Below are 21,323 nucleotides of genomic sequence, written 5' to 3'. Positions count from 1 at the left end.
AGCATCCGGCGAGTGCGGCGACTTCGCGGGCGGTGAGCACTGTCGCCGGAAAACCGGAGGTGAGACTATCGAACTGGGAGGGTGTCGGGGCAGGACGCTACCGGTAGGGTACACCGCTACGATCAAGCAGTACGTTTCCCGGCGGATCGGGTTGGACCGGCGTGCCGGGGAGTGCCGATGGCAGGTGGCCGCGGTGCCGGACAAGCCGGCAGCGTCAACATAGTGAAGGGGAGAAGTAGGCGTGCGTATTCTCGTCCTCGGGGGGGATGGCTACCTCGGTTGGCCGACCGCTCTGCATCTGTCCGACTGCGGCCACGAGGTTGCGGTGGCCGACAACTTCGCTCGGCGCTCCTATGACCACGAGATGGGGGTGCAGAGCCTGGTGCCGATCGAGCCGCTGCAGCAGCGGGTCGATGCCTGGCGTGAGGTCTCCGGCAAGGAGATCGCGCTGTACGGCGGTGATCTGGTCGATGGTGAGTTCACCGTGGGCATGGTGCGGGATTTCCGCCCGGATGCGATCGTGCATTTCGCCGAGCAGCGGGCGGCGCCGTATTCGATGATCGACCGCAAGCACGCGGTGTACACCCAGCACAACAACGTGGTCGGCAACCTCAATGTGTTGTTCGCCATCGAGGAGGTCGACCCGGAGATTCATCTGGTCAAGCTCGGCACGATGGGCGAGTACGGCACGCCCAACATCGATATCGAGGAGGGCTGGCTGGAGGTCACCCACAAGGGTCGCACCGATCGGATGCTGTATCCGAAGAAGCCGGGCTCGTTCTACCACCTGTCCAAGGTCCACGACAGTCACAACATCGAGTTCGCCTGCCGGATCTGGGGGTTGCGGGCCACCGATTTGAACCAGGGCGTGGTGTACGGGCAGGAGACGCCGCAGACGGCGCGGGACCCGCGGTTGGCCACCCGGTTCGACTACGACGCGATTTTCGGCACGGTGCTCAACCGGTTCGTCATTCAGGCGGTGCTGGGCCATCCGCTGACCGTGTACGGCACCGGGGGCCAGACCCGTGGGCTCATCGACATCCGCGACACCGTCGAGTGCATCCGGCTGGCCGCCGAGAACCCGGCCGAGCGCGGCGAGTTCCGGGTGTTCAACCAGATGACCGAGAGTTTCTCGGTCGGTGAGATCGCCAAGGTGGTGGCCAACAGCTACGACGGCGCGGTGGATGTGGAGCATCTGGACAACCCGCGGGTGGAGCAGGCCGAGCACTACTACAACGTGGTCCACACCGGGCTGGTGGAGCTGGGACTGGACCCGCACCTGCTGTCCAACACCTTGATCACCTCTCTGTTCGGCGTGGCCGAGGCCCACAAGCACCGCGTGGACTCGGCCGCCATGCGCCCCACCGTGCAATGGCGCAAACCCGCCAGCCCCATGCGCGACCAGGGCTGAGCACACGTCTGCGGTCACGCGCGAAAGACCGCGATACGGAAAGCAGCGCTCCGGGCGCGGACGACACGGTTCGTCCGCGCCCGGAGCGTTTTTGTGCGGACTCCCGTGTGCCGGTTCGGGCTCTCGGCGCCTCGAACGCATCGCCCGGGCGAGCTCCTCACCGCGGGGGCGACGCGAGAGTTTCTCGTGATGTTGTGCGCAAGGTCACTTCGGGGTCGTGTCCGACCGTGTGCGGCGTTGTGCAGCAAGATCGTTGGTGGTCTGCGGAGGCGAATACCGATGAGTCGGTGACGACCGGGTGGCGTACGAGCTCCGGGCTCACGTGATCGCGGGCGCCCCTTCGGGTCAGTGCCTTCTGGGACGGCATACCAGCGAAAACGGAAAAATCGATCTTCGCGTTCCGATCTTCGTCCCCCGGATTCGAGATCCGCTCGAAGAGGGCTGCGAAGCCGGGCCGAGCCAAGTGGACGTTTGGTACGTGCCGTAACCGAAAGGTCATCTTTGGTCGATACATACTGTGATTGGTTGGGCGGCAAGGGTGCGTCAAACCAGCACCGAATGGGTGAATGCTTGAAAGCCGTTGTAACTCTCCGCTACCTTCTCGGATGTACGTCACGGTTCGGTTACGACGCACCTCGCCCCCGAGAGGTGGCCCGCGCCCCGACGGGAAGTGACCGGACCGTCCCCGAGACGGAAAGGCCGACATGGGCAAGAACCACGATGAGGGCGGCCGTAGCAAGCTCTCCGCCCTCAAGAACCACCTGCCGAACTCTCTTCAACCCGGTACGTCGGACAGCGACTCCCGCATCCCCGCCCGCAACAAGGTCCTCGCCGCCGTTGTCGCCACTGGCGCATTCGCCGCGGTGGGGCAGCCGCTCCTTACCGACGACGGCGGGTCGAACGCCCCCGAGCGCGATGTGCAGTCGGTGGCCGAGCAGCAAACGCTGCGGGCCGCGATGAACGGGTCCCCGGAAGCGCCGGCTCCGGCTGAGCTGCGCCAGGCCAAGCCCGCACAGGAACAAGGAACCCAGCAAGGCAAGACCGACAAGAAGCAGACGGCTGACAAGAACCAGGCGGCCGACAAGAAGCAAACGGCTGACAAGAAGCAAACGGCCGACAAGGCCCGGGCTGCGGAGGAACGCGCCCGACAGGAAGCTCAGCGCAAGGCCGTCGAGGAACAGATCCGCTTGAAGAAGGCCTTCGCCGAGAAGGCGGCCGAGCAGGCCGCCGAAAAGAAGAACGCGGCCCAGCAGGTGGCCGAGGAGGCCGCCAAGAAGGCCAAGAAGGCCGCGGAGAAAGCACCTGCCCCCGGTGGCAAGCTGGTCGAGACCGGCAGGCTTACCTCCGGCTACCACACGCGCGGTGGTTCGCACGCCGGTATCGACATCGGTGCCGACATGGGGACCCCCATCTATGCGCCTTCCGCAGGGGAGGTCATCAGCTCCGGTCCGGCCAGTGGCTTCGGCCAGTGGGTCCGGGTCAAGCACGATGACGGCAAGGTGACCGTCTACGGCCACATCCAGAGCTCGCAGGTCGAGGTCGGTGACCACGTGAAGGCCGGTCAGCAGATCGCCACCGTGGGAAGCCGCGGCCAGTCCACCGGCCCGCACCTGCACTTCGAGGTGCGCCACGGTGCAGGCGGCCAGGAGACCAACCCGCTTCCGTGGTTGAAGGGGCTGAACTTCTCCATCGGCTGAGTGCCGAGCCCGTCAAGACCGTTGCCCGGGACCCGACTCCCCCCCGACCGGGTCCCGGGCAACTTCCATTTCGGGACTTCATGGGTTGCGCGGATTGGTTTGGGTAGCGGTGTGGGTGGCGGAACCTCCGGCTGCCCCCGTTCCGCGCGATCACTTATTCGTTGGCGGTGGAATTGGTGGGCACCTCGGTTTCGAGGCGCTCACGCAACCAGGCCAGCGTGCGTGAGAGCAGACGCGAGACGTGCATCTGGGAGATGCCGACCTGCTCGGCGATCTGCGTCTGGGTCATCGACCGAAAGAACCGCAGAATGAGGATGCGTCGCTCCCGCTCGCCGAGCTCGTCCAGCAGCGGTCGGATCGCCTCACGGTTTTCCACCTCGCCGAGCTCGGAGTCCTCCGTACCGATGGCGTCCCCGAGAGGGATCTCGTCGGTGTTGGTCAACAGCTCGTCCAGGGAACTGCTCCGGTAAGCGTTACCGGCTTCCAGTCCCTGGTACACTTCGTCCTTGCTGATTCCGATGTGTGTGGCCAGCTCACTCGGCGTCGGTGCTCTGCCCAGTTCCTGGGAGAGGGTGGCGATGGCGGAGGAGACCGACAGGTGTCGCTCCTGCAGCCGTCGTGGCACCCGCACTGCCCAGCCGGTATCGCGGAAGTGCCTGCGTACCTCCCCCATGATCGTGGGTACTGCATAGGAGAGGAAGTCCACCCCGCGGTGCGGATCGAATCGGTCCACCGCATTGATGAGCCCCAGGGTCGCAACTTGGGTGAGATCCTCCTGTGACTCACCGCGGTGACTGAAACGGCGCGCAATGTGCTGCGCCACCGGCAGATGCTCGGTGACCAGCTTGTCGCGCAGTTCCTCGTAGCGCGGATCCTGTTTGCTCACACCCGAGAGTTCGACGAACAGCGGAGCGAGCTCGTCGTAGCGCTGGCTTCGGGAGTGAGCAGTGGATTCAGAGTCCCCTGACGTCACTCGTGCCCATCCGTCCCTTGCGTAGCTCGATGCGCACCACATGCTTTCCGGTGCCGTCTTCGGCCGCCTCAACCGAGGATGCCACGGTATCGGTGAGCGCGCTGAGCACACGCCAGCTGAACGTGTCCGTGCGGGGGGCGGAGGAATCGTTGCTGGTCACTTCTGCAGTGAGAGTCAGCCCTTCGGTTCCACAGCGGAACCGGCACAGCAGCCAGGCATCGGCAGCCGCCCGGCGAACCAGGGAAGAGCACGCTTCGTCGACGGCCAGCCGCAGGTCTGCGATCGAGTCGACATCGAAGTCGGCGCGCATCGCCAGATCACCGACGACAGCGCGCATCACCGACAGTTGTGTGGCTTCTGCTGAGACGCGGACTTCCACGGGCGGATCCTCGCCGGGATCCGGGTTTGCCACGGACGGCTCGGACTCCCCGGCGGGGGACCGGAGCCAATCGGGATCGGACGCTGACACGCGGACACCTCGCTCCAACCTCATTCGGGACCACCGCATATCGAATCAGAGGAATACTGCCGTTTCCCACAACGGGTGCCCGGGCGGGTGTGCCGCCCGGCGGGGAGGGCGCTCAACGGCTGGTCGGATGTCGAAGTGACACCATTCATGACCGTCTGGTACCCGGGCCGAGCAGCAGGCAAACGAGTGTTCCCGATGCCGAAACATGCCCAGGGCAGTCCCGCTTGTGGGCCTCCGATCAGGTCCTACAGCAACGTGGTCCAGTAGCTCCAGAATGCCTGCAGGATCAACACTACGATCACGAGGTACCACAACACCAGGCCGAGAGTGTGGAAGCGGACGAGGCCGAGGACTGCGGAACGCGCCCCGCCCGTGGGCCGAGATTCCCGTTCGAGGTTGTGCAGGGTTGTGTACCAGAAAGTGGCGATGGTCACCACCCACACGACCATGCAGTACGGGCACAGGGCCCCGATGTCGTAGAGGCTCGCATTGATCAGCCAGTGCACGAAGAGCACACCGAGGGTGGTGCCCACCTGCATGCCGAGCCGGAACCAGCGTGGTGGCCGAAACCCCGACAGCAGTGCCACGCCCGCGGTGACCACCACGGGGAAAGCGGCGATGCCGATCAACGGGTTCGGAAACCCGAACAGAGCCGCCTGCGGGCTGTCCATGACCGAGCCGCACGAGACGATGGGGTTCAGGCTGCAGCTCGGGACGTAGCCGGGGTCGGTGAGGCTGAAGAACTTCTCGATGGCCAATGCGGCCGAGGAGATCAGCCCGATGGCTCCGGCAATCACGTACAGCCACGCCAAGCCGCGGCCGAACGGCGCAGTGGGGGCGGCGGGCTCGGTCGCGGCTTGGTCGATGTTGTCGGTGGCGGTCATTTGGCGAGCGCTCCGTCCAGCTTCTGCCGCAAGGTGTTGAGGTCCTGCTGGGGATTGCCGCTGAGCTCGAACTTCGAGCCGTTGAGGTAGAAGCTCGGAGTGCCCTGGACGCCGGCTTTCCGGCCGTCGGCGCGGTCCTGCTCGATGCGCTGGGTGACTTCCTGGGAGTTCATGTCCTGGTGGAACTTGTCCAGGTCGAGCCCGATCTGCTTGGCGAAGGTGTCGAACCGCGCGAGTGCTGCCTGCTTGTCCGAGCTGAGCGAGCCGTTGGTGTAGGCCCACGAGCGGTAGTTGTCGAACATCTTGTGGTACATCTGCTGGAACTTGCCCTGCATCGCCGCGGCCTCGACGGCGCGTGCGGCCGGAACGGCCAGGGGGTGCATGTCCAGCGGGTAGTTGCGGATCACGAAGTTGATCTCGCCCTGGTACTCCTGCTCGATCTTGCTGGTCACGCTCTGGTAGTACCGGTAGCAGGAGGGGCACTGGTAGTCGACGAACTCGACGAGGGTGGGGGCTCCTTGCGGAGCCTGGCTGAGCGTGTTGCTGTCCGGCTTCTGCAGGACCGAGGCCGGGACCGTCTGCCCGGATCCGGCCTGGTTGTTTCCTCCGTTGTTGAACAGCAGCACCCCGCCGATCACGGCTACGGCGACGACCAGCACGATCGCAGTGAGGATGATGTTGGTCGAAGTGCCACTTCGCTGTGTGACGGGGTTGGTCTTCTTCGGCATCTGCCTGTGCACCTTCGACGTCGGTTCGCGCGAGCACACTCACGCACGGGCGTTGCCTTCAGTATCCCGCATTCACCGATTCGTGGATCCGACTGGGGTGGCTGAGATCACCGGACTGCCGATTGATCGGCCGCCGGGGTGGGTATTCCGTTCTGCATGGTGCAGTCGGGCAAGCCGGCGTCGGGCGATCGATTCGAGGTCGACGGCAGAAGTATCGAGCTGTCCCGCCCGGACAAGCTGTTGTACCCGCAGGACTCCTACAGCAAGAGGGACGTGGCGGGTTACTACCACTCGGTGGCCACGGTCATGGTCCCGCATCTGCGGGGCAGGCCGCTGACGTTGCGCCGCTTCCCGGACGGTCTGGAGGGGGAAGGCTTCTTCCAGAAGGAGGCACCCGGATACCTGCCCGACTGGATCCGGGTCGCGGAGGTCCCCCAGCGCGGCAGTGGCGGGCCGGTGCATCACGTGGTCGCCGAGGACGCGGCGACACTGCTGTATCTGGCCAACCAGGCGTGCCTGGAATTCCACATGCTGCTGTCGACCGTGGATTCCCTGGAACGGCCCGATCTGCTCGTGCTCGACATCGACCCGCCCGAGGGCACCCGCAGCACCGAGTTGCGCTCGGTGGTCCGGGATCTGTGCCGGCGTTTCGAGCGGAACGGACTCGTCCCGCACATCCAGGCCACCGGTGGGAAGGGATTCCACGTCGTGGCTCCACTGGCCGGCGAGGAGGACTTCGAGCAGGTCCGCCGATGGGCGGGAACGATGGCGATGGAGGCCGCCGAGTCCGACCCGGAGCGGCTCACCACCGAGCAGCGCAAGGACAAGCGGGGCACCCGGATGTTTCTCGACATCAACCGCAACGCCTACGGCCAGACCATGATCGCGCCGTACTCGTTGCGGGCTCGCCCCGGGGCGCCCGCCGCCACCCCGCTCGAGTCGGGCGAACTCGCGCGGGCGGCCCCCGGTGGGCACGGGCTCGCGAACATGGCGCGCAGACTGCGACGCAAGCGCGATCCGTGGGCGGACATGCACGGAGCCGTCATGGCCCGGTGACTCGGAATCCACTGTTTCCGCTCTCGCGCCTGCGCTGCCGGTATTTGCCTGCGCTGCCGGTATTGTCGAGAGTTGTGGCAGTAGATTCGTCCGAGCCCCGTTCCGGTGACCTCTTCGAGGCAGCCCCGGGAAGCAACGTCGAGGAGATCACGCACTCGCTGGCCGGTGCACGTCTCGATGACGTCCCGATGCTGGCGCAGCGGTTGATGTCGGCCATCTTCACCGACAACCCGGAGTGGACGGACTACAGCCCGGTGCCGCGTGAGGACCTGTGGGAGGGGTGCAGGCACTACCTCGGCCGTATCCTGCAGATCCTGAACGGGACCGTGGACGGGCCGGACGGAGACAGTGTGGCCGAGGCCATCGGCAGGCGCCGTGCCGAGCAGGGCGTGCCGCTGGAGGTGATGCTGCGGACCTTCCGGCTCGGCGGCCGCATCGTCTGGGAGGCACTGGTCGAGCAGGCCCATGCCGACCGGGTCGACCCCGATGCCGTGCTGGGAGTGGCCACCTCGATGTGGACGGTGATCGACGGGTTGTCCTCGACGCTGTCGACCTCGTACCGCAATACCGAGCTGGAGCGGTTGCGTCGCGACGACCAGCGCCGTCATGCCCTGGTGGAGGACCTGCTCGGCGGGCGTGCCAGGGACACCGCTTTCGCCCAGCGCACGGCCAAGGAGCTCGACCTGCCCACCGGGGGCCGGTACCTCGCGGTCGTGGCGGAAATGAACTCCGACGGCAGTTTCGCGCTGCGGGGCCAGCAGGCCACCCTCGGCGCGCTGCACGTCCGCTCGGTGTGGCAGGTCCGGGCCGACACCCTGGTCGGCCTGGTCGCGCTGGAGCAGCACGACGAGGCAGCGGTCCTCGGGACGCTCCGGCAGATCACGCGGGGGCGGGTGGCCGCCTCACCCGCCGTGCACGGCCTGTCCGAGGTCGGCCTGGCCCACCAACTCGCCCTGACGGCTCTGCACACGGCTCCGCACGGGGTGGCGGAACTGGTGTCGCTGGAGCAGCGTTACCCGGAGGCTCTGTTGGTGCAGTCGCCGGATCTGGCGCAGCGGCTCCTGGACTCCCAGCTCGGCGCAGTGCTCGCGTTGCCCGCGAAAGAACGCGACATGCTGCTGGACACCCTCACCGCCTGGCTGGAGGAGAACTGTTCGACGGCCAACGCCGCAGCCCGCCTGCATTGCCACCGCAACACGGTGCTCAACCGGCTGCACCGCATCACCACCCTGATCGGTCGTCCCCTGTACGGGCGCGATGCCTACGTTGCGTTGTCACTGGCTCTGTCGGTGCTCCAGTTGCGCGTGGGGGATCCCGAGTAGATCCGTGGTCGGGACGACGGGGCGGCGTCAACCGATTTCCCGGTAAAAATTTCGAAAAGTTTCTACGCTCGCCGGTGCACGGTAATTTCTTGGCGCGATGTGCGTTGCGCGCACGTTTTTGGTGACTGTTCGTGTTCTACTAGGTGCCGTACGTGTCCAATGCGGCTTCCGCTGTGCGGATTGCACAGTGGCCGGGCTTCAAGTCTGGGCGGCCGAGCATGGCGCGGAAGTGTCCGTGGTCACGACACTCTCGGTGAGAACGTTCGGCGGTCGCAACCGACGCGTTGCAGGCAAAGGAGCACAGCGAAGTGCAGGAATTCGATCTCCTCGTGGTGGGCGGCGGTCCCGGTGGCTACGTCGCCGCGATCCGGGCCGCTCAGCGTGGCCTGTCGGTGGGGCTGGTGGAAAAGGAGAAGGCAGGCGGGGTCTGCCTGAACTGGGGATGCATCCCCACCAAGGCGATGTTGCGGTCGGCCGAGGTCTACGAGACCGTGCTCCACGCCGCCGACTTCGGCGTTCACGCCGAGAACGTGGCGCTGGACTACGATGCGGTGTCGCGCCGCAAGGACGGCATCGTCAAGAACCTCACCGACGGTGTCGCGGGGTTGCTCAAGGCCAACGGCGTGACCGTGATCGACGGGCACGCACGGTTCGCCAGCCCGACCACGGTGGATGTCTACGGCACCGGTGAATCCGAACTCGGTGCAGGCGGCCCCCGCTACGCCGCGTCCCCGGCCGGTTCCGAACCGATCGAACAGGTCCGCGCGCGCGATGTGCTCGTCGCCACCGGCTCGGTCCCGGTGCAGTTGCCCCTGCCCGGAGCGGACCTGCCCGGTGTGATCACCTCGGACGGCGCTTTCGGGCTGACCGAGGTACCCGGGCGCATCGCCGTCATCGGCGGGAGCGCGGTCGGTGCGGAGTGGGCGAGTCTGTTCGCCGCTCTCGGCAGCGAGGTCACGATCGTCGAGATGATGCCGAGCCTGGTGCCCGCCGAGGACGCCGAGGTCGGCAAGGAGCTGGGCAAGTCGCTGCGCAAGCGGGGTGTTTCGGTGCTCGCCGACTCCACGGTGTCGGCGATCGAACGCGGCCCCTCGGACGAGTTGCGAGTCACCGTCGAGGGATCCAAGGCCCAGCAGGTCGACGTGGACGTGGTCCTCGTCGGTGTCGGCCGCAGACCCAACACGGCCGCGCTGGATCTCGACGCCGCCGGTGTCGCCACCGACGAGCGTGGCTTCGTGCGGGTCGACGAGCAGCTGCGCACCAACGTCGAGCACGTGTACGCCATCGGCGATGTCACCGGTGAGGCGCTATTGGCACACGTGGCCTCGCACCAGGGAATCACGGCCGCCGAGGTGATCGCGGGCGACGACCACGCCCGGATCGACTACACCGCCGTGCCCGCCGCGACGTTCACCCACCCGGAAATCGCCAGCGTCGGGCTCACCGAGGCCCGGGCCGGCGAACTCGGACACGAGATCGTCACCGCGAAGTTCCCGTTCGCCGCACTCGGCCGTTCGAAGACCTACGGCGAGACCGAGGGATTCATGAAGATCGTCGCGGGCAAGCAGTACGGCGAGGTGCTCGGCGTGCACATCATCGGCCCGTCGGCCAGCGACCTGATCACCGAAGGAGCGCTGGCGATCACGCTGGAGGCGACTCTCGACGAGCTCGCCGAGACCATCCATGCCCATCCGACTCTCGGCGAGGTCGGTATGGAGGCGGCGATGTCCGCACTGGGGTTGCCCGTCCACACCGCGCCGCCGCGGCGACGGTGACCCGTTGTCGCCGTGGCGGTGGACGTCGATACCGCCGCGGCGACGGCCACGACCACGGCGCGAGCACGCCGCTGATGTGTTCGTCGACATTCGAGCTTCGGAAAAGAGGGATCCGTGATGGCTGAGACGGCCACCCGCAGCAAACCCGCCTCCGGTGGGGCGGGCAAGACCCGCCGCAACGGCACACGAAGCAGCGGAAAGCGTGTGCAGACCGGAGCGAACAACGTCTTCTCCGGGGAATCTCCCGACACCCTGCGCGACTACTTCCGGCAGATGACGCTCATCCGCCGCTTCGAGGAGCGCGCTGCTCAGGGCTACACCCAGGCCAAGATCGGCGGTTACTGCCACCTCAACCTCGGTGAGGAAGCCACCGTGGTCGGCTTGATGAGCGCCCTGCGCCGGTCCGACTACCTGTTCACCAACTACCGCGAGCACGGCTACGCACTCGCCAAGGGAATCGAGCCCGGCCGTGTGATGGCCGAGCTGTACGGACGCACCAGCGGCACCTCCAAGGGTTGGGGCGGATCGATGCACATGTTCGACGTGGATTCCGGCCTGCTCGGCGGATACGGCATCGTCGGCGGGCAGATCCCGCTGGCCACCGGTGCTGCGCTGGCCATCGACTACCGCGGCGGTGACCAGGTCGTCATGTGCCAGCTGGGCGATGGCACCACCAATATCGGCGCCTTCCACGAGTCGTTGAACATCGCGGCGCTGTGGAACCTGCCCGTGATCTTCGTCGTGGTCAACAACCAGCTCGGGATGGGCACCACGGTGGAGAAGTCCTCGGCGGAGTCCGAACTGTACAAACGCGCGGTGGCCTACCGCATGCACGGCGAGCGGGTGGACGGCAACGATGTGACGGCGGTGAACGAGGCCGCGAGCCGCCTGGTCGAACACGCGCGCGCCACCGGTGAGCCGGCCCTGCTGGAAACCGTCAGCCACCGGCTCAAGGGACATTCGGTCGTGGACCCGAGCAAGTACCGCAGCCAGGAATCCGTGGACGCCGCTCGCGCCGCCGACCCGGTGGCGACCTTCCGCGCCCGGCTGATCGACTCCGGTGTCCTCGACGAGGACGGGGCGGCCGAGATCGAACGCCAGGCGCAGGCGGACGCGGACGCGGCCGTGGCCTTCGCCGACGACAGCCCGCACCCGGACGTCTCGACGCTGTTCGACTACACCTACGCCACCCCGGTGGCCAACGATTCCCGGCGGTTGCCCGCAGACCCGGTGTTCTGAGGCCGCAAGCGATCACCCACCACGGTTCGTGGGCGGACATGGCGTGCCGAACGGCCACGTCGCTCACGATGTACTTCCAGGAGAAACACCCTTGGCCGTCATCACCTACCGGCAAGCGCTGCACGACACACTGCGTGAGGAAATGCTCGCCGATGAGGACGTCTTCCTCATCGGCGAGGAGATCGGGGTCTTCGAGGGCTCCTACAAGATCACCGCGGGACTGCTCGACGAGTTCGGGGAGAAGCGGGTGCGCGACACCCCGATCGCCGAGGAAGGTTTCATCGGCGCGGCGGTCGGGGCGGCGATGCAGGGCCTGCGCCCGGTCGCCGAGCTCATGACGATCAACTTCTCGCTGATCGCGCTGGATCAGATCGTCAACCACGCGGCCAAGATCTACGGCATGTTCGGCGGCCAGTGCAGCGTGCCCATGGTCATGCGCACTCCCGGCGGGGGCGGTCAGCAGCTCGGCGCCACCCACTCGCAGAACATCGAGCTGTACTACGCGTTCGTGCCGGGACTGAAGGTGGTCGCACCGAGCACCCCCGCCGATGCCAAGGCGCTGCTGCGGGCCTCGATCGCCGACAACGATCCGGTGCTGTTCCTGGAGAACCTCGCCCTCTACAACACCAAAGGCGAGGTGCCCGAGACCGTCGAACCGGCCGAGATCGGCAAGGCGGCGGTGAGCAGGCCGGGCAACGACATCACCATCATCGGCTACTCCCGCATGGCGACGGTCGCTCACCAGGTGGCCGACAAGCTCGAGGACGAGGAGGGGATCTCGGCCGAGGTGGTGGATCTGCGGAGCCTGCGCCCGCTGGACCGCGAGACCCTCGTGGAATCGGTGCGCAAGACGAACTGCGCCGTGATCGCCGAGGACGACTGGCTGACCTACGGGATCGGCGCCGAGATCGCGGCGTCCATCTCGGACGGTGCTTTCGATTCTCTCGACGCGCCGGTGCGCCGCGTGGCCGCCGCCGAGGTCCCGCTGCCCTACGCCAAGCCGCTGGAGCGGGCCGCGCTGCCTTCGGCCGAGTCCTTGACCACTGCCGTGCACGAAACCCTGGAAGCCGTCGGCCGCCGCCGGTGATCCCCACTTTTCGAGGAAGACCATGACCGAGATCCACATGCCGCGCCTGTCCGACACGATGGAGGAGGGCGTGATCGCGAGCTGGCGCAAGCAGGTCGGCGATCGAGTCGAACGCGGTGACGTGGTGGCCGAGATCGAGACCGACAAGGCCATCATGGAGATGGAAGCCTACGACGAGGGAGTTCTGGAGAAGATCCTCGTCGAGGAGGGGCAGACGGTGCCGATCGGCACCCCCATCGGCCTCGTGGGGGACGGTTCCGGCGCGGCGGCGGCTTCGGTGGAAGCCGAGCCGTCGCAGCCCGCGACGGAGGCCTCCTCGGAGCAGACTCGATCCGCCGCGGCCGCGCAGCCCGCCGAGGCACCGGCAGCGACCGGGAGGGAAACCGGCAGCGCCGAGCGTCCGAAGGCATCACCGCTGGCCCGTGCGGTCGCCCGGGATCGGGGTGTCGACCTGGCGAACGTGGCAGGCAGCGGACCGAACGGCCGGATCATCCGTGTCGACATCGACACCGCCGCGGCCGAGCAGCCCGCGGCATCGGACGCGGAAGCTCCCGCCGGGCAGGCCACCTCCGAGAGCCCGTCCGCGGCAACGGCGGCCCCCGCCCCGTCGGCCGGTGCCGACGAGGATGTCGAGGAGATCCCGCTCGGCAACATCCGCAAGGTGATCGCGCGGCGCATGACCGAGAGCAAGCAGCAGGCGCCGCACTTCTACCTCACCAGCGCGGTCGACGTGACCGATCTCGTGGCGTTCCGGGCCGATCTCAACGAGCGGTTGCAGGCCGCAGGCGGGCCGAAGGTCAGCGTCAACGATCTGGTGGTCAAGGCGTGTGCCACGGCGCTGCGCGCCAACCCGTCGGTCAACGTCTCCTTCGCCGGGGACAAGCTGCTGCAGCACAAGCGGATCCACCTCGGTGTTGCGGTGGCGATCGAATCCGGTCTGGTGGTTCCGGTGATCACCGACGCCGACCGCAAGAGCGTCTCGGAGATCGCCGCCGAGGGCCGGGAGAAGGCCGGGCGCGCCCGCGAGGGGAAGCTGAAGCCGGACGAGATGACGGGCAGCACGTTCAGCGTGTCGAACCTGGGCATGTTCGGTATCGAGGAGTTCTCCGCGGTCATCAACCCGCCGGAGGCCGCGATCCTCGCGGTCGGCGAGACCAAGGACGAGGTGCGGGTGCGCGATGGTGAGTTCGTGGCCCGCACGGTCATGCGCATGACTCTGTCGGCCGATCACCGCGCGGTCGACGGGGCCGTGGGAGCGGTGTTCCTGCAGCAGCTCACCGCTCTGTTGGAGGATCCGCTCCGCATCATCGCTTGAATGGACCGCCTCGGGACTTGGTCGGGTGGTCGCTGAACCACCGGAGGGGGTCGCTGGCGCTCGGGCGGATCCCTTGAGCGAAGAAACCGATTCCCAGGCAGTCTCTGTCGGAAATCCCCTGGGGGAGGAGAACGGCCCCGCAGTGCCCCCCGACCACTGCGGGGCCGTTCGCGTGCGTACGAGCAGCCCGCCGAACACGTTCGGTAGTTGTGATATGGGCTACCCTGCGAGTAGGGCAGCACCGTCCGTACGCGTACCACGGGCGCCTGTGGTGCCCGCCGACCTGCTCGGGGGTGACGGCGATGAGTGACGGCGATGTGTTCAGCCGCCGCTGGGTCCTGAACGAGGACGAGCTGCTGACCATGCTCTGGCGCTGCCATGGCGGCGAGAACCCCGATGTGGTGCTCGTCGAGCTGTACGCCCAACGGGGGCAGTCCCGGCCGCGGCGCACGTATCCGCTGTGGGCGCGCGCGCCCCGCAGCAGTCGCCACATCCGGCGGGAGAACCGCCTCGAGCGGTGATCTCGCCGTCCGGCGGGGCCGAGGGCGGATATGATCACGGTGCTTTCCGCACCGAGGCCCGCGGGCCATGACCGCGAAAGACGGATTACCGTGAGCGACTTCATCGCCGGCGCCCGGAACCTGGGTACCGGATTCGGGATCATCCTGCGCTCGCCGAAGCTGCTGGCGATCGGGATGGTTCCGGCACTGCTGAGCGCGGTCCTGCTGCTGGGCGGTCTGGGAACGCTGCTCTACGTCAGCGGGGACCTGATCGGCTGGATGACGCCCTTCGCCGACGACTGGGCCCTCTTCTGGCGGCGCGCGATCCGAATCGCCGTGGGGATCGCCCTCGTCGGTGGCGCCGCGGTGGTGGGATCACTGTCGTTCATCGCTCTGACGCTGCTGATCGGCGGACCCTTCTACGAACACATCGCCGAGGTCGCCGAGAGGAGGCTCGGCCTGGACGGAACCGGTGAAGGCGCCGGGTGGGTGCGCCAGGCAGGGCGGGGATTGCGGGATTCGGTCACGCTCGTGCTGATCGCGATCGCCGGTGCGCTCGTCCTGTTCGCCGTCGGACTCGTCCCGCTGGCCGGGCAGGTCACCGCACCGATCCTGGCGGTGCTGTTCGGTGCGTGGGTGATCGGTCTGGAGATGGTGGGCCCGGTCTTCCAGCGCGGCGGTTTCCGGATCGGCGAGCGACACCGGATGCTGCGGCGCCACCGTGCTCGGGTACTCGGTTTCGGGCTGCCGACCTACCTCCTCTGCCTCGTCCCGGTGGCGCAGCTCGTGGTGATTCCCTCCGCCGTCGTCGGTGGCACGTTGCTGGCACACCGGGTGCTCGATCCGGCCCCGGCCGGTTCGCAGGACTTACAGTCCGGGGTGTGAGTGTGATCGACCCCGGCGGGGACCCCGCCGCCGAACCCGTGGTTGCCGACGACTCCTACCTGCGAGCGGTCACCGCAGCCACCGAACGTGCCGTGGCGGCTGCCGAGCCGATCGAGTCGACCTTCGACGGCGCCGGACGGGCACGGCACGACGAGATCGAGCAGAGCGTGCTCGCTCACGCCGACGAACTCGTGGGCCTGAGCCGGGACCTGCACGCGCACCCCGAGGAGGGTTTCGCCGAGCATCACTCGGTGGAGCGGGTCACGGGGCTGCTGCGGCGCCACGGTCACCGGGTGGAGACGGAGCTCGGCGGACTTGCCACCGCCTTCCGGGTCGTGGCCGGTGCGGGACATCCGCATGTGGCCGTGCTGGCCGAGTACGACGCGCTGCCCGGCATCGGTCACGGTTGTGGCCACAACATCATCTGTGCCGCAGGCACGGGCGGGTTCCTCGGCGCTGCACCGGTGGTCGAGTCCCTCGGTGGCAGGGTGAGCCTCATCGGCACGCCCGCCGAGGAAGGTGGCGGTGGCAAGGAGCTGCTCGCCCGGCAGGGTGTCTTCGACGATGTGGATGCCGTGGTGATGCTGCACCCGTTCTCCCACGACATCGCCGTGCACCCGTTTCTCGGGCGCCGCCAGGTCGAGATGGTTTTCCACGGTGTGGCCGCACACGCTTCGGCGCAGCCGTTCATGGGACGCAACGCCCTGGATGCCGTGGTCGCCGCCTATCAGGGTGTTGCCGCGATGCGCCAGCACCTCCCGTCGACCGACCGGGTGCACGGAATCATCACCGAGGGCGGCAAGCGCCCGAACGTGGTGCCGGACCGTGCGGCGGCGCTGTTCTACCTCCGCTCCGCGGAGCCGGGACCGCTGCACGATCTGGCACGGCGGGTGGAGGCCGTGGCCGCAGGTGCGGCCGAGATGACCGGGTGCGGGATCGAAGTGCGGTGGGACCGGAACCCGGCGTACCTGCCGATCCGGCACAACGACACGCTGGCCGCCTGCTGGGCCCGGCACCAGTCGCGGCGCGGGCGGACCTCCTTGCCTCGCGGTGTCGTACCGGAATATCTCACGGGCTCGACCGATCTCGGCAATCTCAGCCACCGCATGCCCGCGATCCACCCGATGATCGCTCTGGAGGGCGAGAACCTGGCGTTGCACACGGCGGAATTCGCCGCCGCCGCCGGGTCGGCGACCGGCGACCGTGCGGTCCTCGACGGGGCGGTCGGGTTGGCCTCGACCACTGCGGACTACCTCGCCGACGCGGCGCTGCGCCGGGCGGTGGGAGACGAGTTCGAAGCGGCCGGCGGTGCCCTCGACGTCACCACCTTCTTCGGCTGAGGAGTGCTCTCACGAGGGCCCGACGCGGAGGAGAAGGCGCTCCCGCCCGGCCCGCCCGGACGGCATGGCACCCTGTGGAGGCAAACCCGGCCCCGGACGGTGAGTATCTCCTGTGGACGAATTATCGCGGCGGCTCGCGCTGTTGCTGCACGATCCCGGCAACCTGATCGCGGCGGCCGTCGCAGCGGCGGCTCTCGTCCTGGTCGGCTCCCGGACGTTCTGGCCGCTGCTGCGCAGTGTGGTGACCATCGCACACGAGGGCGGCCACGCCGTGGTCGCCCTGCTCAGCGGTCGCAGACTCGACGGGATCCGGCTGCACTCCGACACCTCCGGGCTCACGGTCTCGACGGGCCGCGCCACCGGCCCCGGCATGGTCGCGACCCTGTTCGCCGGCTACCCGGCCGTATCGCTGCTGGGACTTGCCGGGGCGTGGCTGGTCGCCACCGATCGAACCCGGACGATGCTGTGGATCACCGTCGGCTTGCTCGTCGCGATGCTGCCGGCCCTGCGCAATGCCTATGGTGTGCTGTCGGTGCTCGCCACCGCGGCACTGGTGTTCGCGGTGTCGTGGTGGGCCGCTTCCGCCGTGCGGGCGTTGTCCGGTGAGCTGCTGAGCTGGTTCCTGCTCTTCGGCGGGATCCGTCCCCTCCTCGAACTGGGCGGTAAGCGCAGAGGAGGGAGAGCCGCGAATTCCGATGCCGACCAGCTCGCGCGCCTGACCGGTCTGCCCGCAGTGGTGTGGCTCGCATCGTGGTTCGCCATCGGCATCGGATCCGTGGGACTCGGCGGGCACTGGCTGCTGCTCCCGCCGCAGGAGTGAGCATCTCGGACGCAGCGATCGGCGGAAATCTGCGATGTTGTCCACTATCCGGTTGCCGACATGCTTCGACTGGACCAGCATCACCTCGTGATGACGACATCGACCACCCTCGGTGGTGCTCTGGAACTGGGTGAGGGCCTGACCGTCAACCGGGTCGGATTCGGTGCGATGCAGCTCGCAGGCCCCGGTGTGTTCGGCCCGCCCGCCGACCACGACCGCGCCGTGCGCATCCTGCGCCGTGCCGTCGAGCTGGGGATCAACCACATCGACACCAGTGACTTCTACGGGCCGTGGGTGGTCAACGAGCTGATCGCCGAGGCGCTGTCTCCCTACGGTGAGAACCTGGTGCTGGCCACCAAGATCGGTGCCTACCGCGATCAGCGGGGTGGCTGGCTGCCGCTGAGTCACCCGGACGCATTGCGCGCCCAGGTGCACGACAACCTGCGGCGCCTGCGCAGGGAGACTCTGGACCTGGTCTACCTGCGCTTCATGGACGGTGAGTCCGGCCAGGTGCTCGAAGACCGGGTCGGCGCGCTGGACGAACTCCGGCAGGCGGGACTGATCCGCACGATCGGGCTTTCGCACGTGTCGGTGGAGCAGTTCGAGCAGGCTCGTGCGATCGCGCCGATCGCGGCGGTGCAGAATCTCTACAATCTCGTGAATCGCTCGGCTGCGGCCCTGCTGACCAGGGCTACCGAGGTCGGGGCCGCTTTCGTGCCCTTCTTCCCGCTGGGCTCGGGTTTCACCGACAGCAGGGCCCGTGAGGACGAGGTCCTCCGCGCCGTGGCCGAGCGGCACAGCGCGACCCAGGCGCAGGTGGCGCTGGCGTGGCTGCTGCAGCGGTCACCGAACATCCTGCTGATTCCGGGCACGTCCTCGCCGCGGCACCTGGAGGAGAACACCGCTGCGGCCGGTATCGAGCTCACGGGCGCCGATGTGGCCGAACTCGACGCGCTCGTGGCCGATGGCGAAACCCTGGAGGCCGTGGAGTAGCCAAGGCCGTGGAGTGAGGCAGGGAGCTGCCGAATGGGGTTCCCGCCTTCGACCGTGCCCGACATCGATCCGACACCAACAGCCGATCACTCGCCTGATCGAGTGGATACGAAGTGACGTGTCGATGATCGCGGGCCGGTGCTCCCCCGGAGCGGTATCCCCCAGTAGTCTGGTGCACACGCAGAGAAGCTACGCAGGGATGTGACGTGACCGAGCAGGCACCCCGAACCCCCGGAGAGGCCGCCGTGCTGCACCGCAGTGCGGGCTCACTCCGCCTCCGCTCGTGGGCCGAGGCATCGAGGAGATCGAAAGACCGGACAACGGCCGCAGAGGTCGGATTCGGGACATGCTCGTGAACAGGGTCGTTACGGGGCGAACGGCATGACGGTCGAGGATTCGGGTGACGAACGGGAACTGCGGCTCAGCGAAACGCGCTTCCGGGAGGTGTTCACCACCACCCCCATCGGGGTGGCGATCTGCGACCTGGACGGCACGTTCGTCGAGACGAACACCGCGCTGAGAGACCTGCTCGGCTACTCCGAGCAGGATCTGCGGTCGGCGACGATTCACGATCTGTTCGATCCGGAGGAAGCCGGAAGCCTCGCTGCCTCGTACACCGAGCTGGCCGAGGGAACCCGCCGGGGTCTGCACGAGCGGCGCAATCTGGTCCGCGCCGACGGGAACAGGGCCTGGACCTACCTGGCCGTGTCGATGCTGCGTGACGCCGACGGCACGCCACTCCATTCCGTCACCATGATCGAGGATCTCCGTGAACTGAGCTCGCTGCAGGACCGCCTGCGGCATCAGGCGCTGCACGATGCCATGACCGGGCTGCCCAATCGCCAGTATTTCCGCACGCGCCTGGAGGCCGCGCTGGCGAACCTGCCCAAGGACGCCACACTGACGCTCTACCATCTCGGTCTCGACGGGTTCGAGCTCGTCAACGACGGTCTGGGCTACGAAGCGGGCGACACCATCATCCGGGCGGTGGCCGGACGCCTGGAGCAGTTGATCGACGGGGAAACCGGAATGGTGGCCCGGCTCGGAGGAACCGAGTTCGCGATCCTGCTGCGGCAGTCGCCGGACACCCCCGGGATCGCGTCGTTCGCGGCGCTGATCAACGAGGAGCTGGCCGAACCGATCTATGTCGGCGAGCACGGGATCGCGACCTCGGCGAGTATCGGCGTGATCCAGCGTGCCGTGGGGGAAGTGGCACCCGCCGACATGGTCTGGGGGGCCGATGTGGCATTGCGCCGCGCGGAGACGGCGGGCAAGCGGCAGTGGGCGCTGTTCGACCCGGACCGTGCTCCGGAAGAGCAGATCGAGGCCAAGCTGGCCGCCATCATGCCGGGGGCGCTGGAACTCGGTGAGTTCGAGGTCGGCTACCGACCCCTGGTGTCCATGGACGACCGGCGACTGGTCGCTGTGGAGGTGCAGCTGAGCTGGCAGCCGCACGGTTACGGACGGCTCGGCCACACCGAGTGCCTGCGACTCGCGGAACGCTCCGGCGTCACCCTGTCCTTGCGGGACTGGATGCTGGCCACGGCGTGGAAGCAGCTCGACACGTGGCACCGCGAGGGGTACCGGGTGCGGCTCCTGGGGGCTCTCAGTCCGAATCAGGCTCAAGATCCCGACTTGGTGGCCAGGGTGCGCGAGGTTCTCGGAGACGGGGAGCTCGACCCGGAGCGGATGTGGCTGGGGATGCCGGCGACGGCACTGCTGGACGGTTCCGGCGAGGCACGGGGCAACGTGCACGTGCTCGACACGATGGGGGTGCGAACCGCTCTGCACGATTTCCGGGCCTGTCCGGAGGAACTGCGCTGCCTGCGGGACCTTCCGGTGCATGCGGTGCGGTTCTCGAGTGACCTCGTGCGGTTGATCCACGAGCGCGATACCGAAGACGCCCCCGAGGTGCGCGCGGTCGCGGGGGCGATCCCGCTGGTCCGGGACTGCGGTGTGCCGATCGCCGTGGTCGGGATGGACACCGAACAGCAGGCCTCCTGGTGGCACTCGAAGGGCTGCGAGGTCGCAGCGGGCTCCGTCTACGGTGATCCGGTTTCCGCCGAGACGATGAGTCACCTGCTCCGCGACTGGTGAATCCACCGAAGCGCCCTGCCGAACCGGGCGTGTGCCTCAGCTCAGGTGTGTGCGCAGGAATTCGAGGGTGCGTGTCCACGCCGTCCGGGCCGACTCCTCGTGGTGGGTGGAGGGGTTGCTGTCATTGAAGAAGGCATGGCCCGCCGGGTAGAAGTGGATGTGGGGGGTGACTTCGGAATCGGCTGTGATCCGGGCCCTGAGGCCGTCCACGGCTTCGGGAGTCACGGAACGGTCGTGCTCGCCGTAGTGACCGAGCACCGGGGCGGTCAGGTGGGAGAAGTCGGTCTCCTCGATCGAGGGGAGACCGTAGAACGGCACGGCAGCTCCGATCCGGTTGCCTTCCCGAGCGGCCATGACCAGGACGAACTTGCCTCCCATGCAGAAGCCGACCGCCCCCACGGACGTACCGACCACGGCGGGGTGGGCGAGCAGGTGATCGATCGCTCCGGACAGATCGCGGGCGGCCCGCTCCACCGGCAGGTTGTTCATCATCGTCGCCGCTTGCCCGGAGTCGTGTGTGGTCCGTCCACCGTAGAGGTCGGGGGCGAGTGCCACGAAACCTTCGGCGGCGAACCGGTCGGTGACGTCGGCGACGTGATCGGTCAGGCCCCACCACTCCTGAATGACCAGGACACCCGGCCCCTGTCCGGATGCGGGGACGGCGAGGTAGCCGTGCGCGGTCTCGCCGTTGCTGGTGAAGGTCACGTTCTGATGCGGGTTCGCTTCGGTCAC

At 67.7% G+C, this 21,323-nt stretch carries 19 protein-coding genes; 14 read left to right on the top strand and 5 right to left on the bottom strand.

All coding sequences use genetic code 11. From position 1 onward, the window contains the following. Nucleotides 1–241 precede the first annotated feature (241 nt). A complete protein-coding gene (locus DFQ14_RS12285) occupies nt 242–1,411 on the top strand; it encodes an NAD-dependent epimerase/dehydratase family protein (RefSeq protein WP_114453394.1) in 1,170 nt (389 codons plus the stop codon). Between the two features lie 704 nt (nt 1,412–2,115). Then, nucleotides 2,116–3,108 (top strand): M23 family metallopeptidase, encoded by a 993-nt coding sequence (locus DFQ14_RS12280; RefSeq protein WP_114453393.1) that lies wholly within the window; start codon nt 2,116–2,118, stop codon nt 3,106–3,108. Nucleotides 3,109–3,262: 154 nt separating this feature from the next. On the opposite strand, the gene DFQ14_RS12275 is transcribed toward DFQ14_RS12280, so the two are convergent. The 4 genes from DFQ14_RS12275 to DFQ14_RS12260 form a co-directional block, all read right to left on the bottom strand. After that, nucleotides 3,263–4,081 carry an RNA polymerase sigma factor SigF gene (locus tag DFQ14_RS12275; protein WP_179951565.1) on the bottom strand — a complete coding sequence of 273 codons (819 nt, stop codon included), beginning with the start codon at nt 4,079–4,081 and terminating at the stop codon, nt 3,263–3,265. Then, nucleotides 4,062–4,460, bottom strand: coding sequence for an ATP-binding protein (locus DFQ14_RS12270; RefSeq protein WP_179951564.1), 399 nt, complete (start codon nt 4,458–4,460; stop codon nt 4,062–4,064). Before DFQ14_RS12270 ends, DFQ14_RS12275 begins: the two co-directional genes overlap by 20 nt. 335 nt (nt 4,461–4,795) lie before the next feature. Further along, nucleotides 4,796–5,434: a vitamin K epoxide reductase family protein gene (locus DFQ14_RS12265; protein WP_114453391.1), complete on the bottom strand. Its 639-nt coding sequence runs from the start codon at nt 5,432–5,434 to the stop codon at nt 4,796–4,798. Next, nucleotides 5,431–6,162, bottom strand: a complete 732-nt coding sequence (locus DFQ14_RS12260) for a DsbA family protein (RefSeq protein WP_114453390.1) — start codon at nt 6,160–6,162, stop codon at nt 5,431–5,433. Before DFQ14_RS12260 ends, DFQ14_RS12265 begins: the two co-directional genes overlap by 4 nt. 156 nt (nt 6,163–6,318) lie before the next feature. On the opposite strand from DFQ14_RS12260, the gene ligD reads away from it, so the two are divergent. The 12 genes from ligD (at nt 6,319) to DFQ14_RS12200 (ending at nt 20,591) form a co-directional block, all read left to right on the top strand. Beyond that, the gene (ligD, locus tag DFQ14_RS12255; protein ID WP_114453389.1) at nt 6,319–7,218 is read left to right on the top strand and encodes a non-homologous end-joining DNA ligase; all 900 of its coding nucleotides are present in this window, start codon (nt 6,319–6,321) and stop codon (nt 7,216–7,218) included. 188 nt (nt 7,219–7,406) lie between these two features. Next, nucleotides 7,407–8,540 (top strand): PucR family transcriptional regulator, encoded by a 1,134-nt coding sequence (locus DFQ14_RS12250; protein WP_114453530.1) that lies wholly within the window; start codon nt 7,407–7,409, stop codon nt 8,538–8,540. A 308-nt stretch (nt 8,541–8,848) separates the two neighbouring features. Then, nucleotides 8,849–10,315 (top strand): dihydrolipoyl dehydrogenase, encoded by a 1,467-nt coding sequence (lpdA, locus tag DFQ14_RS12245; protein ID WP_114453388.1) that lies wholly within the window; start codon nt 8,849–8,851, stop codon nt 10,313–10,315. A gap of 117 nt (nt 10,316–10,432) precedes the next feature. Continuing rightward, a complete protein-coding gene (pdhA, locus tag DFQ14_RS12240) occupies nt 10,433–11,554 on the top strand; it encodes a pyruvate dehydrogenase (acetyl-transferring) E1 component subunit alpha (RefSeq protein ID WP_114453387.1) in 1,122 nt (373 codons plus the stop codon). A gap of 91 nt (nt 11,555–11,645) precedes the next feature. Next, on the top strand, nt 11,646–12,641 hold the full coding sequence (locus tag DFQ14_RS12235; protein ID WP_114453386.1) for an alpha-ketoacid dehydrogenase subunit beta: 996 nt from the start codon (nt 11,646–11,648) through the stop codon (nt 12,639–12,641). 22 nt (nt 12,642–12,663) lie between these two features. After that, nucleotides 12,664–13,956: a dihydrolipoamide acetyltransferase family protein gene (locus tag DFQ14_RS12230; protein WP_179951563.1), complete on the top strand. Its 1,293-nt coding sequence runs from the start codon at nt 12,664–12,666 to the stop codon at nt 13,954–13,956. A gap of 302 nt (nt 13,957–14,258) precedes the next feature. After that, nucleotides 14,259–14,477, top strand: coding sequence for a hypothetical protein (locus DFQ14_RS12225; protein ID WP_114453385.1), 219 nt, complete (start codon nt 14,259–14,261; stop codon nt 14,475–14,477). Nucleotides 14,478–14,567: 90 nt separating this feature from the next. Beyond that, the gene (locus DFQ14_RS12220) at nt 14,568–15,341 is read left to right on the top strand and encodes an EI24 domain-containing protein (RefSeq protein ID WP_114453384.1); all 774 of its coding nucleotides are present in this window, start codon (nt 14,568–14,570) and stop codon (nt 15,339–15,341) included. Then, nucleotides 15,338–16,681: an amidohydrolase gene (locus DFQ14_RS12215; protein ID WP_246195470.1), complete on the top strand. Its 1,344-nt coding sequence runs from the start codon at nt 15,338–15,340 to the stop codon at nt 16,679–16,681. The genes DFQ14_RS12220 and DFQ14_RS12215 overlap by 4 nt, the downstream gene beginning before the upstream one ends. Nucleotides 16,682–16,793: 112 nt before the next feature. Beyond that, nucleotides 16,794–17,501, top strand: coding sequence for a M50 family metallopeptidase (locus DFQ14_RS12210; protein WP_114453383.1), 708 nt, complete (start codon nt 16,794–16,796; stop codon nt 17,499–17,501). 60 nt (nt 17,502–17,561) lie between these two features. Continuing rightward, nucleotides 17,562–18,494, top strand: a complete 933-nt coding sequence (locus DFQ14_RS12205) for an oxidoreductase (RefSeq protein ID WP_276528449.1) — start codon at nt 17,562–17,564, stop codon at nt 18,492–18,494. A 381-nt stretch (nt 18,495–18,875) separates the two neighbouring features. After that, nucleotides 18,876–20,591, top strand: a complete 1,716-nt coding sequence (locus DFQ14_RS12200; RefSeq protein WP_114453382.1) for a putative bifunctional diguanylate cyclase/phosphodiesterase — start codon at nt 18,876–18,878, stop codon at nt 20,589–20,591. A 36-nt stretch (nt 20,592–20,627) separates the two neighbouring features. Here the strand turns inward: DFQ14_RS12200 and DFQ14_RS12195 are convergent, their stop codons facing one another. After that, nucleotides 20,628–21,323, bottom strand: coding sequence for a dienelactone hydrolase family protein (locus DFQ14_RS12195; protein ID WP_114453381.1), 696 nt, complete (start codon nt 21,321–21,323; stop codon nt 20,628–20,630).

It is taken from the genome of Halopolyspora algeriensis (genome assembly GCF_003337235.1).
GTDB lineage: Bacteria > Actinomycetota > Actinomycetes > Mycobacteriales > Pseudonocardiaceae > Haloactinomyces > Haloactinomyces algeriensis.
Note: the sequence above shows the minus strand (reverse complement) of the source record. Positions and strands in the feature narration are given on the sequence as shown.

Bases quoted from the DNA above. Each gene is read 5' to 3' on its own strand.
- DFQ14_RS12280 (WP_114453393.1), top strand. From the start codon at position 2,116: ATGGGCAAGAACCACGATGAGGGCGGCCGTAGCAAGCTCTCCGCCCTC.
- DFQ14_RS12265 (WP_114453391.1), bottom strand. From the start codon at position 5,434: ATGACCGCCACCGACAACATCGACCAAGCCGCGACCGAGCCCGCCGCC.
- DFQ14_RS12260 (WP_114453390.1), bottom strand. From the start codon at position 6,162: ATGCCGAAGAAGACCAACCCCGTCACACAGCGAAGTGGCACTTCGACC.
- ligD (WP_114453389.1), top strand. From the start codon at position 6,319: ATGGTGCAGTCGGGCAAGCCGGCGTCGGGCGATCGATTCGAGGTCGAC.
- DFQ14_RS12250 (WP_114453530.1), top strand. From the start codon at position 7,407: ATGCTGGCGCAGCGGTTGATGTCGGCCATCTTCACCGACAACCCGGAG.
- pdhA (WP_114453387.1), top strand. From the start codon at position 10,433: ATGGCTGAGACGGCCACCCGCAGCAAACCCGCCTCCGGTGGGGCGGGC.
- DFQ14_RS12230 (WP_179951563.1), top strand. From the start codon at position 12,664: ATGACCGAGATCCACATGCCGCGCCTGTCCGACACGATGGAGGAGGGC.
- DFQ14_RS12225 (WP_114453385.1), top strand. From the start codon at position 14,259: ATGAGTGACGGCGATGTGTTCAGCCGCCGCTGGGTCCTGAACGAGGAC.
- DFQ14_RS12205 (WP_276528449.1), top strand. From the start codon at position 17,562: ATGCTTCGACTGGACCAGCATCACCTCGTGATGACGACATCGACCACC.
- DFQ14_RS12200 (WP_114453382.1), top strand. From the start codon at position 18,876: ATGACGGTCGAGGATTCGGGTGACGAACGGGAACTGCGGCTCAGCGAA.